9 protein-coding genes and 1 pseudogene are annotated in these 10,604 nt (G+C 65.1%); 3 read left to right on the top strand and 7 right to left on the bottom strand.

Going from position 1 to position 10,604, the window contains the following annotated elements; genetic code table 11:
• Window positions 1-258, top strand: a 258-nt coding sequence (locus ACR2JI_RS07855) for a thiolase C-terminal domain-containing protein (RefSeq protein ID WP_526389510.1), incomplete at its 5' end; no start/stop codon positions are given.
• A 9-nt stretch (window positions 259-267) separates the two neighbouring features.
• The gene (locus ACR2JI_RS07850; RefSeq protein ID WP_526389509.1) at window positions 268-1,785 is read left to right on the top strand and encodes a carotenoid oxygenase family protein; all 1,518 of its coding nucleotides are present in this window, start codon (window positions 268-270) and stop codon (window positions 1,783-1,785) included.
• A gap of 13 nt (window positions 1,786-1,798) precedes the next feature.
• On the opposite strand, the gene ACR2JI_RS07845 is transcribed toward ACR2JI_RS07850, so the two are convergent.
• Window positions 1,799-2,431 carry an LpqN/LpqT family lipoprotein gene (locus tag ACR2JI_RS07845; protein WP_526389518.1) on the bottom strand — a complete coding sequence of 211 codons (633 nt, stop codon included), beginning with the start codon at window positions 2,429-2,431 and terminating at the stop codon, window positions 1,799-1,801.
• A gap of 36 nt (window positions 2,432-2,467) precedes the next feature.
• Window positions 2,468-2,878, bottom strand: coding sequence for a hypothetical protein (locus ACR2JI_RS07840; protein WP_526389508.1), 411 nt, complete (start codon window positions 2,876-2,878; stop codon window positions 2,468-2,470).
• A 50-nt stretch (window positions 2,879-2,928) separates the two neighbouring features.
• Between ACR2JI_RS07840 and ACR2JI_RS07835 the strand changes: the two genes are divergently transcribed.
• Complete coding sequence (locus tag ACR2JI_RS07835; protein ID WP_526389507.1) at window positions 2,929-4,617, top strand: potassium channel family protein; 1,689 nt, start codon at window positions 2,929-2,931, stop codon at window positions 4,615-4,617.
• 25 nt (window positions 4,618-4,642) lie between these two features.
• On the opposite strand, the gene ACR2JI_RS07830 is transcribed toward ACR2JI_RS07835, so the two are convergent.
• From ACR2JI_RS07830 to ACR2JI_RS07810, 5 genes and pseudogenes are all read right to left on the bottom strand, one after another.
• Window positions 4,643-5,110, bottom strand: coding sequence for a type II toxin-antitoxin system Rv0910 family toxin (locus tag ACR2JI_RS07830; RefSeq protein WP_526389506.1), 468 nt, complete (start codon window positions 5,108-5,110; stop codon window positions 4,643-4,645).
• A gap of 146 nt (window positions 5,111-5,256) precedes the next feature.
• A pseudogene (locus ACR2JI_RS07825) lies at window positions 5,257-5,448 on the bottom strand (Rv0909 family putative TA system antitoxin); the annotation flags it as partial.
• 91 nt (window positions 5,449-5,539) lie between these two features.
• Window positions 5,540-7,924, bottom strand: a complete 2,385-nt coding sequence (locus tag ACR2JI_RS07820) for a cation-translocating P-type ATPase (RefSeq protein WP_526389505.1) — start codon at window positions 7,922-7,924, stop codon at window positions 5,540-5,542.
• Complete coding sequence (locus ACR2JI_RS07815; protein WP_526389504.1) at window positions 7,921-9,501, bottom strand: serine hydrolase domain-containing protein; 1,581 nt, start codon at window positions 9,499-9,501, stop codon at window positions 7,921-7,923. The genes ACR2JI_RS07820 and ACR2JI_RS07815 overlap by 4 nt, the downstream gene beginning before the upstream one ends.
• Window positions 9,486-10,601, bottom strand: coding sequence for an MBL fold metallo-hydrolase (locus ACR2JI_RS07810; protein ID WP_526389503.1), 1,116 nt, complete (start codon window positions 10,599-10,601; stop codon window positions 9,486-9,488). Before ACR2JI_RS07810 ends, ACR2JI_RS07815 begins: the two co-directional genes overlap by 16 nt.
• Window positions 10,602-10,604: the final 3 nt, after the last annotated feature.

Below are 10,604 nucleotides of genomic sequence, written 5' to 3'. Positions count from 1 at the left end.
TCCTGGAAAGCAGTCGAGTCCGGCGATATCGAGATCGGCGGTCGGCTACCGATCAATCCCAGTGGCGGTTTGATCGGCGGGGGTCACCCGGTCGGAGCGACCGGCATCCGGATGATGCTCGACGCCGCAAAACAGGTCAGCGGTTTCGCCGGGGAATATCAGGTCGACGGTGCGCGCAGGTTCGGCACCCTCAACCTCGGCGGGAGCACCGCCACCACAGTGAGTTTCGTCATTGCAGCACCGGATGCGCAACGGTAGGAGCAGCACATGGATGTTGAGATCGTCGGAAAGTTCCTTTCCACCCTGCCCGAGGATGACGACCATCCGTACCGGACGGGGCCGTGGCGGCCGCAGAACACCGAATGGCGCGCCGATGACCTGATCGCGGTGGAGGGCGAGATCCCCGCCGACCTCGATGGCATATATCTGCGCAACACCGAGAATCCTTTACACCCCGCGCTGAAGAGCTACCACCCATTCGACGGTGATGGAATGGTGCACATCGTCGGCTTCCGTGATGGAAATGCGTTCTACCGCAACAGCTTCGTACGCACAGATGGCTTTGAAGCCGAGCAGGAGGCCAACGGGCCGCTGTGGCCCGGGCTGGCTGAACCGCTGTCTTTGTCGAAGGTCGATTACGGCTGGGGTGCCCGGACACTCCTCAAGGACGCCTCGAGCACCGATGTAGTGGTGCACCGTGGAACAGCGCTGACCAGTTTCTACCAGTGCGGCGATCTGTACCGGATAGATCCCTACACCGGCCAGACCCGGGGCAAACAGGACTTCAACGGTGGGTTCCCGTTCGACTGGGGCGTCTCGGCGCACCCCAAGGTCGACGAGCGAACCGACGAATTGCTGTTCTTCAATTACAGCAAGAAGGAGCCGTATCTGCACTACGGCGTCGTGGACGCCAACAACGATCTGGTGCATTACACCGACGTCCGCCTGCCGGGGCCGCGCCTGCCGCACGATATGGCCTTCACCCGGAACTACGTAATACTCAACGACTTTCCACTGTTCTGGGAGCCGGAACTGCTGGAACGGGATCTGCACGTGGCGCGGTTCCATCCCGATATGCCCTCGCGGTTCGCGGTACTGCCGCGCCGCGGCGGTGCGGCCGACGTCCAGTGGTTCGAGGCCGATCCGACCTTCGTGCTGCACTTCGCCAACGCCTACGAGGACGGCGACGAGATTGTGCTCGACGGGTTCTATCAGGGCGACCCCGAACCCTCGGATAACGGCACCGGTACCAAGTGGCAGCGGGCGTTTCGGTTCCTGGCACTGGACCGCATGCAGACGCGGTTGCATCGCTGGCGTTTCAACCTCAAGACCGGCGCCACCACCGAAGAAGCGTTGTCGGAGAACATCTCCGAATTCGGCATGATCAACGGCACCCACGGCGGGGAGCCGCACCGCTACATCTATGCGGCGACCGGCAAACCGGGCTGGTTCCTGTTCGACGGGCTCATTCGCCATGACGTGCTGACCGGCACCGAACAGCGGATCAGCTTCGGCGACGGCGTCTACGGCAGCGAGACCGCGATGGCGCCGCGGGTCGGCAGCCGAGGCGAGGATGACGGCTATCTGGTGACACTGACCACCGACATGAACGCCGACGCGTCCTACTGCCTGGTCTTCGACGCCGCCCGTCTCGAAGACGGTCCAGTGTGCAAACTGCAGCTACCGGAGAGGATTTCCAGCGGCACTCATTCCACCTGGGTAGCCGGGGCTGATGTACGCCGCTGGCGGGAGACGGATTCGGCGGCCGCGGCCGTCGGCCTGTGACGCCGCTTCGGCATCACCCGGGCGGTAGAAGCTGGAATCCCTTGAGGATGATTTGCGAATCCTGCGCGAAGGTCTTGTCGTCGGGCTTGATCGTCTGCACGGTCAGCGTCGCGACATAGTTGGCGTCGGACGACCGGTAGACCGCCCCCAGTGAAGTGGCCTTGCGGGTGGGAACCTTCGGCACCTTCGGGTTGGGACTGATCTTCATTTCGGGGGCGGTGTAGCTGCTCGACAGCGCCGGAGCACCGCACACTGAAGTCGGGGTGCTGCTGAGATCGGTGGCCTTGAGTTTCTTGACCAGCTGATCGTTCTGCGCCTCGAGGATCTGCGACGGCTTGCCGAGGTCCGCGCCGATCTTCTGCAGCGTCACCACCGCGTTGGGAGTGAAACCGTCGACGGTCAGTGCCGGGTTACGGATGGCGAAACGGATGGACTCGTTGTCCATCTTGGTGGTTCGCTCCCAACCCGGCGGCAAAGGCACCCGCATCTTGGGCTCCTGATCGGTGCGAGTCGGGACGTCGGCCAGCTCAACAGACACCGCCTGACACTGGTCCGCTGTGGGCTTTCCGCCTCCCGAACATCCGGTGAGCGTGAAACCGACCGCGGCCACCAGGGTCAACGCGGCCACCGGGACACCTCTGATCACTGTGCGCAACTGGACTCCTTCACAACCGGCAACAGCCTACCGGCGTGCCACCAGCGCCCACACCGAGCACGCCAGCAGGCCGACGCTGAAGGCCGCCCCCAGATACAGGCCGTAGCCGGCGCCGACCGGCGGCCGCACGTTGGCGTCGTAGTACCACCACATCAGGACGACGACCGATACCGAGATCACCGCCGCGACAGCGGCCGAAGGCCGCGGAGCGAGATCGCGGGCCACCATCGCACCGAGGACGACGAGCACCGAGGCCAGCACCACGATCAACTGTCCGGCCCCGAACCGGGGCGGCAGCGTGATACTGCCCACCGTGCCGCCGATGGCGCTCGCCCTACCACCGCCGAGAGCTGACGTCGTCAGCCACGGCAGCCAGGAACTTATCGACAGTCCGACCGCGCACAGCACAAGCAGCCAGCCGGGACGCAGTCGTGCCATACCTCAACCCTAATCGGCGGACCGGGCAATTCAGCGGGTAGCTTTTCCCCATGCGCGATCACATCATCGTCTGCGGCGAGGATGCGCTCGCGATGCAGATCATCGATGAGCTCACCGACGCCGAGATCAGTGTCGTGCCGTTGAAGTCACCGAAGGCGCTCGAATTGGCGGACGTGGCAACTGCCCGGGCAGTCATCGCCGCCTCTCCCGACGACGCGCTCAACCTCGAAGTCGCATTGCTGGCCCGGCGGGCCAACCCGCACGTGCGGGTGGTGGCCCGGATCGCCAACACATCGCTGCGTGAGGCGATGGATGACCCCGACGATCCGGGCGACATGCTCGACGTCGCCGACCTGGCCGCCCCGTCCGTGGTGGAGGCACTCCTGGGGCGCACAGCCCACACCATCCACGTCGGCCAGGTCGATTTCGTGGTGTCCGGCGCCATCGCACCTGTCGACGGGACGCTGCGAGAGATCTACGGCCGACTGGCGCCGGTGGCCATCATCAGGGGCCCCAACTCCCCGGGCGCCGGAGACGTGATCCCCTGTCCGGCGCTGGATGCGCGGGTACACCAGGGTGACTGGACTTCGATGATCGGCCGTCCCGAGGAACTTTCGGCACAGGGCATGCGGGTCGGTCGCACCGGCGACATCACCGCGCCACGGCGCCCGGCGCTATGGCGTGTGATGGACTCGATCCGCGCGTTCAGCGATGACATCCACCCCACGTTCTACCGCGCGCTGGCTCTGCTGGTGACACTGCTCGTAGGGTCGACGGTCATCCTGCGGTTCAACTTCCGCTCCCCCGGCATGAGTTGGATGGATGCGCTGTACTTCTCCACCGAGACGCTGGCAACAGTCGGCTACGGCGACTTCAACTTCATGCACCAACCGCTGTGGCTGCGGCTATGGGGTGTGGTGATGATGCTCGGCGGTCTGGCCACCACCGCCATCGTGGTCGCATTCGTCGCCGATGTGCTGCTGTCACGTCGGCTCTCACAGGCAACCAGCCGCCAGCACGTTCGCCATCTGCGCCGGCATTTCGTCGTGGTGGGCCTCGGCTCGTTCGGGATCCGGGTGGCGAGCATGCTCAAGGAGGCCGGCTATTCAGTGGTGGTGATCGAGCGTAACGAGGCCAATCAGTATCTGCCGACCGCAGCAGAGCTGAAGATCCCGGTGATCATCGGCGACGCTACCGAGCGAAACACGTTGGAAGCGGCTCGTGTTGAGCATTGCCGGGCTATCGCCGTTCTCACCGACCATGACATGATCAATATCGAAACCGGAATCGTGCTGCGGGAGATACTCGGCCCGGATCAAAGTCCACACGGGCAGCGCATCCCGATCGTTATGCGGATCTTCGACCGCAGCCTCGGCGACGCGGTCGGCCACCGGCTGGGATTCCAGTACGTGCGGTCCACCGTCGATCTGGCCACACCGTGGTTCATCGGCGCGGCGATGGGCCTGGAAGTCCTCGGCACCTTCTCAGTGGGACAGCGTTCGTTCATGGTGGGCGGTGTCCGGGTGCAGCCCGGCAGCGAACTGGATGGCGTCCAGATGTTTGAACTGTCCACCCACACCCGCGTGATCGCGATGGAACGCTCCGGCGAACCGGAAATGTTGCATCCGCACCGGGATGTCCGGCTTCAGGCCGGTGACACCGCATACTTGGTCGGTCCGTATCACGAGTTGCTCGACACCCTCCGCAGGGGACAACTGGGCCGGCGCGGGCCCCTGTGATGGGTTGCCGCTGAGCATATTCGGATCAGCCCGACGCGAATACCTCGACGAAACGGTCCAGCGAGGATTTGATGTCACCGCGCAATGCCGCCGCCACGATCATTCCGATCGGGCCGAACAGGGCGGGGCCGCCGAGGTGGACGTCCAATGAGACGACTGAGGCGGCGGCACCGTCCTGTGCGTTCGGTCCGGCTTCATCTTTCGGACGGACCCTGCCGATCAACTTGACCTTCACCCCGCCGACGCCGACGCCGTTGAGCGTCATCGACTCCGGTGGTTTGAAGTTCACGATGGTCCAGGAGATCCGGTTGGGCATGCCCTTGACCTCAACGATGGACTCCACGACGGCGCCTTTGTCGAGAGTCTCAGGCAGTCTGGAGCGCCAGACCCGGTGAATGGTGAGCCATTCGGAATAGCGGGTCAGGTCGGAGGCGTGCTCCCAAGCCTCCTGCGGCGAAAGCGGAACCTCGACAGAAGCCGAAACCTTCGCCATCTACCGACCTACTGGCCGTCGACCTTGTCGGCGACCTTGTCGGCGGCACCCTTGACACCGTCGGCGACCTTGTCGGCGGCACCCTTGACGCTGTCGGCGACGTTATCGGCGGCGCCCTTGACGCTTCCGGCGGCCTCGGTCACCTTGCCGACCGCGGTGTGCGCGGCGCCCTGGACCTTGTCGACAGTCTCGGCGAATTTGCCACTGGTCTTCTCGTCGATGAAGTCGCCGGCCTTGTCGATGGCGCCTTCGATCTTGTCGGCGTTCTCGCCGACGAAGTCCTTGGCCTTGTCGAGATTCTCGCTGATGGCTTCCTTGGCCTTGTCAATGAACGACATGTGTTCAACCTTTCTCGGTGCGGTATGGGCGCGCTGATGCCATCCGGTTGCCCGGAGGACGCCCCCGGGTCAATCTAAGCACCGTATTCGGCTACCGCCATAGCCGCCTGGGTTCGCCCAGCCACCGGCCCTGGATCCACCACAGCGCCTCGATCAGCCCCGCACTGGCCAGGCCGATCGTCACCGCCAGCGTGGTCACGTCGGGGTTGGAGGGATCAAGCATGAACTTCTCCCGGGCCAGTGGGAGCGCGAAGATCACCACGTAGGCCAGTGCCGAGCCCAACACCAGAGCGATCCGCCACCACTGATAGGGCCGGGCCACTATGGCGAGCACCCACAGAGCGCCGATCAGCAGGGTGATCAGCGCACCGGTCGAGGCCTGGGTCTGCTGGACCGAGGTGGCGTCGCGGCCCGGGTTGTTGATCAGGTAGCAGGTATAGGTCGACGCTCCGATCACCACACCGGCCGGCAGTGCTGAGGTCATCACCCGCCGGACAAATCCGGTGCGAGCCCGTTCGCCGTTCGGCGCCAGCGACAGGATGAACGCCGGCACACCGATGGTGAACCACGCCGCGATGGTGACGTGGATGGGCTGGAACGGGTACAGCAGTGGGGCGGTGCCGAAGAATTTGGACGACAGACCCGCCAGACCCACCATGAGTGCCAACAGCACCGAGTAGACGGTCTTGGTCAGGAACAGGTTCGAGACCCGCTCGATATTGCCGATCACCCGCCGACCCTCAGCGACGACGTAGGGAAGTGTGGCGAACTTGTTGTCCAGCAACACGATCTGGGCCACCGCGCGCGCGGCGGGGCTGCCTGAGCCCATCGCCACACCGATATCGGCATCCTTGAGCGCGAGAACGTCGTTGACTCCGTCGCCGGTCATCGCCACGGTGTGTTCACGCGACTGCAGGGCGTGCACCATGGCCCGCTTCTGGTCCGGCCGCACCCTGCCGAACGTGGTGTATTCGGCCATGGTGTCAGCCAGCGCAGTGGGGTCGGTGGGTAGATCGCGGGCATCCATCGTCTCACCGTGCAGCCCCAGCGATCCGGCTACCGCGCTCACCGACACCGCGTTATCGCCGGAGATCACTTTCACTGAGACATCCTGGGAGGCGAAATAATCCAGTGTGTCGCGCGCATCGGGGCGGACCCGCTGCTCCAGGACCACCAGTGCGACCGGAGTCACCTCTCCGGGGGCCTCGGGTGCATCCACGGACAGGTCGCACGACCCGAGTAGCAACACCCGAAGACCTCCCCGGCCGATTTCCTCGGCGCGCTCTGCAACCGGGGTAGCCGGATCGAGCAGCACATCCGGGGCGCCGATGAGCCAGTTGCCGTGCTCGCCGTAGGACACGCCACTCCATTTGGTGGACGACTTGAACGGAGCCTGTCCGGTCGCCGTCCACCCCGGGCCCTGCGGGTACGCCTCGGCAATGGCCTGCATGCTGGCGTTGGGCCTGGAGTCATCCGCGGCCAGTGCGCCCAGCACCGCACCGATCTGATCGGGAGGCGCACCACCGAGAGCTTCGGCTTCTGCCAGGCGCATCCCGTTCTCGGTCAGCGTTCCGGTCTTGTCCGCACACACCACGTCGACCCTTGCCAGACCTTCGATGGCAGGCAGTTCCTGCACCAGACACTGTCGGCGGCCCAATCGGATCACGCCGACTGCGAAGGCGATGGAGGTCATCAGCACCAGGCCCTCGGGAACCATCGGTACCAGGGCGCCGACCATCCGCAACAGCGACTCCTGCCAGCCCACATGTGTGGTGAACAATTGGGTGTAGATGATCAGCAGCCCGGTGGGCCATAGCAGGTAGGTGATGAACTGCAGGATCTTGCTGATCCCGGTGCGCAGTTCGGATTTGACCAGGCTGAACTTGCTGGCTTCCTCGGCCAGCCGCGCAGCATAAGCCTCGCGACCCACCTTGGTGGCACGGTAGGCGCCGGCGCCGGCCACCACGAAACTGCCCGACATCACCTGGTCCCCAACCTGTTTGGAGATCGGGTCGGCCTCACCGGTGAGCAGCGACTCGTCGACTTCCAGGTTGGCGGCCTCGAGAATTTCGCCGTCGACCACGATCTGATCGCCGGGGCCGAGCTCGATGACATCGTCGAGAACCACCTGACCCGGCGGTAGATCCACGGTGCCGGACTGGCGGCGCACGGTGGGTTTGGCCTGGCCGATGATGGCGAGACTGTCCAGGGTCTTCTTTGCCCGCAGTTCCTGAATGATGCCGATGGCGCTGTTGGCGATGATCAGTAGGCCGAACAATCCGTTGATCAGCGAACCGGTGGCCAGCACGATCGCAAACAGCACACTCAGGATGGCATTGATTCGGGTGAAGAGGTTCGCCCGGACGATCTCGGACACACTGCGCGAGGCGCGCGACGGGACATCGTTGGTCTTCCCCTCGGCGACACGTGCGGCGACCTCGGCATCGGAAAGACCGGACACAATGCTGACCGTCATCGGATAAAGGTTCCTAACGTGTCGTCGTCGAGGATCTCCACGGTGACCCTGTCTGGGCCGAAGGTCACGCGGGAAACGCTCCCGGGCGGGGCGGTCTCGCCGGTGAGCCCGAACGTGAACACCTCGCCGTCCCAGTGTGTCAGCTGATAGGTGTGCGGGCTGGCCCCGACCGTCACGGTCAGCTTTCCGTCGCTCTCGGCGATCGTCGCGGGACCCCAGTAGGCGTTGGAGTAGCTGCCGACATAGGACGACAGTGGACGGGCCGGGGCGGGATTGACCGGCGGCTGTTTGCCGGAAAGTTCGCCGATCGGCGCATCGATTGCCGCAAACGCATCGGTGTAGAGCTTTCGCCAGTCCTGGCGGATCTCACCGAACTCGACGAGATCGGCGAACTGCGCGGTCAGGGTCTCGGGAACACCGGTCGGTGCGGCGTTGGTCAGGGCGACTATCGCCACGTCCGCATCTGGAATGATCACGAAATTCGTTGCCGCACCGAGGCCGAAGGCACCGGAATGACTCAGCCGGACCCGGCCGGCCGGCGAGGTGCCGACGTTGAACCCGTAGCCGTAGAAACCCGATCGCATGGCAGGTTCGGTCGGCGGGACCGACACGATCTGCGGTGTCACCGCCGCTAGCAGGGCCTGCGGGTCCACGATGGCGCTGCCGTTGTAGCGGCCGCCGGCGAGCATCATCGTCAGCCAGTGGGTTAGATCGTTGACAGATGAACTGACTCCGCCGGCCGGTGACTGTGGATCCGGGTCACGGGTTGAGCGTGGCTGATATGAGCCGTCGACGCGGACGTGGCCGACGGCTCTGTCGGTGCGGGACTGGAAGTCGGCGAAACGCGAACTCGTCGAGTCCATCGCCAGCGGTCGGTAGAGCACCTGCTCGCTGAGGTCCTCCCATGGCGTGCCGGCTGCTGTCGCCACCGCTTCCCCGGCCGCGGTCACCCCGAAGTTGGTGTAGGCGTAGGAATCCCGAAACGACGCCAGCGGCAGCAGTCGCAAGCGCTCGAGGATAGTGCGCCGGTCGAAGCCGAGGTCCTCGAGGATGTCACCGGCGTGGTCGGGCAACCCGGATCGGTGGGCGAACAGGTCCCCGACCGTGAGCATGCGGGTCACCGCCGGGTCGGACAGTGCGAACCACGGCAGCTTGTCGACGATCGGGGTGTCCCAACCGATCGAACCGGCGCCGGCCTGATGGGCGACCACGGTGGCGGCGATCGGTTTGGACAGCGAAGCGAGCTGGAACACCGTATCCGGGTCGATCTTCTCGCCGGTGCGGGTGTCACGGACGCCGAATCCCCTGGCGTAGAGGGTTTTACCGCCGTGCACCACCGCGACGGCCATGCCCGGGATGCCGGAGGACTCCATCAGATCCCCGGCGAGTCCGTCGAGTCTGGAGACGGCATTGCCTACCGCGTCGGCCGGCAACGGCATCGCCGGAATCAGTTGCGGCGGCTGCTCGGACGGTCTGGTCGCAGGCGCGCCATTCTGTGCGGAACCCCCGCACGCGGTCAGGGTCAGAGCGAGAAGGAGAATCCCGACACCCCGACCCGGTGTCAAAGCCGCCACCATGTCTCGAGCTCAGATGCGAGGGCCGGGATCACCCGTCCGCCCGGTTTGGGTACCGCCACCGACACTGCGGCCCCGGCTGCGGCCTCCAACAGTCGTTCAGCCGGTTCAGCCCACGGATGCGGGGCGAGCCGGAAGGTGGCCCAGTGGATGGGCACCATCAGACCGGCATCGCCGCTCAGGTCGCGGTGAACGGCAACTGCTTCCTCGGGATTCATGTGGATATCCGGCCAGGACCTGTTGTACGCACCGATCGGCAGCAGAGTCAGATCGAAAGGACCATGCTCCGAACCGATTTCGGCGAAACCTTGGGCATATCCGGTATCACCGCCGAAGAAGGCGCGGTGCTCTGGCCCGATCATCGCCCAGGATGCCCACAGGGTGTTATTGCGGGACAGGAACCGGCCGGAGAAGTGCCGCGCCGGTGTGCAGATCAGCCTCAGATCGCCGATCCGGGTCTCAGCGTTCCAGTCCAGTTCGATGATGCGCTCAGATGGGATTCGCCACGCCCGTAGATGAGCACCGACACCGAGTGGGACCACGAACGGTGCTCGCTGAGTGCGGGCCAGCGTCTTGACCGTGTTCATGTCGAGGTGGTCGTAGTGGTCGTGACTGATCACGACCGCGTCCAACTGGGGCAGCGCAGCCAGATCGAGCGGCGGTGGATGCAGCCGCAGCGGCCCCACCGTGTGTGACGGTGAACAGCGCGGGCTCCACACCGGATCGGTCAGTACCCGGTGGCCGTCGATCTCCACCAGTGCGGTGGCATGGCCGAGCCAGCTGACCGCAAGTGCGTCGGATCCGGCGTGCGCCGGCGGGTCGGCCAGCGGGACGGCCGATGCCGGTCGAGTGACAGAGTTGTCGGCGAACATGTCGAACAGAACCAGCCGGTTCTCCTCGGCGTCGAGTCGGATGGCGGAGGCCGGCTCGGCATTGTGGAAGACACCGCCGCGGTAATTCGGCGATCCTTTGGCTACTGCGTGCAGCTCCGCAGCACCAGCGCCCAGGGATGCGGGTGTCTCACGAAGCGCCCGCAGGGTCCAGCCGCCGGCCGCCAATGTGGCCGTGCCGACGGCCACCCGGAGCGCGGACAGACCCGGCATCGG

Origin of the sequence: Mycobacterium sp. (assembly GCF_051006775.1) — a bacterium.
In the GTDB taxonomy this organism is placed as follows: Bacteria; Actinomycetota; Actinomycetes; order Mycobacteriales; family Mycobacteriaceae; genus Mycobacterium.
Note: the sequence above shows the minus strand (reverse complement) of the source record. Positions and strands in the feature narration are given on the sequence as shown.